Below are 761 nucleotides of genomic sequence, written 5' to 3'. Positions count from 1 at the left end.
GTGTTTCTTGCCGGAGGTAGAGCTACTGGATGGCCGATGGGGCCCAAAAGCTTACTGACGTCAGCCAAACTCCGAATGCCGGTAAGTGAGAGCGCAGCAGTGAGACTGTGGGGGATAAGCTTCATAGTCGAGAGGGAAACAACCCAGACCACCAACTAAGGTCCCTAAGCGCGTGCTAAGTGGGAAAGGATGTGGAGTTGCACAGACAACCAGGAGGTTGGCTTAGAAGCAGCCACCCTTGAAAGAGTGCGTAATAGCTCACTGGTCAAGTGATTCCGCGCCGACAATGTAACGGGGCTCAAGCACGCCACCGAAGTTGTGGCATTGACATTAGTGGTAGGCCTTCGTGGTCCAGCCGTGTTGATGGGTAGGAGAGCGTCGTGTGGCGAGTGAAGCGGCGGTGTGAACCAGCCGTGGATGCCACACGAGTGAGAATGCAGGCATGAGTAGCGAAAGACGGGTGAGAAACCCGTCCTCCGGAAGACCAAGGGTTCCAGGGTCAAGCTAATCTTCCCTGGGTAAGTCGGGACCTAAGGCGAGGCCGACAGGCGTAGTCGATGGACAACGGGTTGATATTCCCGTACCGGCGAAGAACCGCCCAAGACAATCCAGTAGTGCTAAGTATCTGAATCCCTTTGATGGATCCCTTCGGGGTGAAGCGTTGGGCCTAGCGTACGACCCCGTGCTGGTGCGTTTAGCGTATTAACAGGTGTGACGCAGGAAGGTAGCCGAGCCGGGCGATGGTTGTCCCGGTCTAAGGA

Annotated in this window: 1 rRNA gene; it reads left to right on the top strand. The window is 56.2% G+C overall.

Annotation, left to right across the window (positions count from 1 at the left end):
- Positions 1-761: ribosomal RNA gene (locus tag C5C50_RS16590) — 23S ribosomal RNA — on the top strand; the annotation flags it as partial.

The organism is Rathayibacter sp. AY1D9, from assembly GCF_002932395.1.
Classification (GTDB): domain Bacteria; phylum Actinomycetota; class Actinomycetes; order Actinomycetales; family Microbacteriaceae; genus Rathayibacter.
Note: the sequence above shows the minus strand (reverse complement) of the source record. Positions and strands in the feature narration are given on the sequence as shown.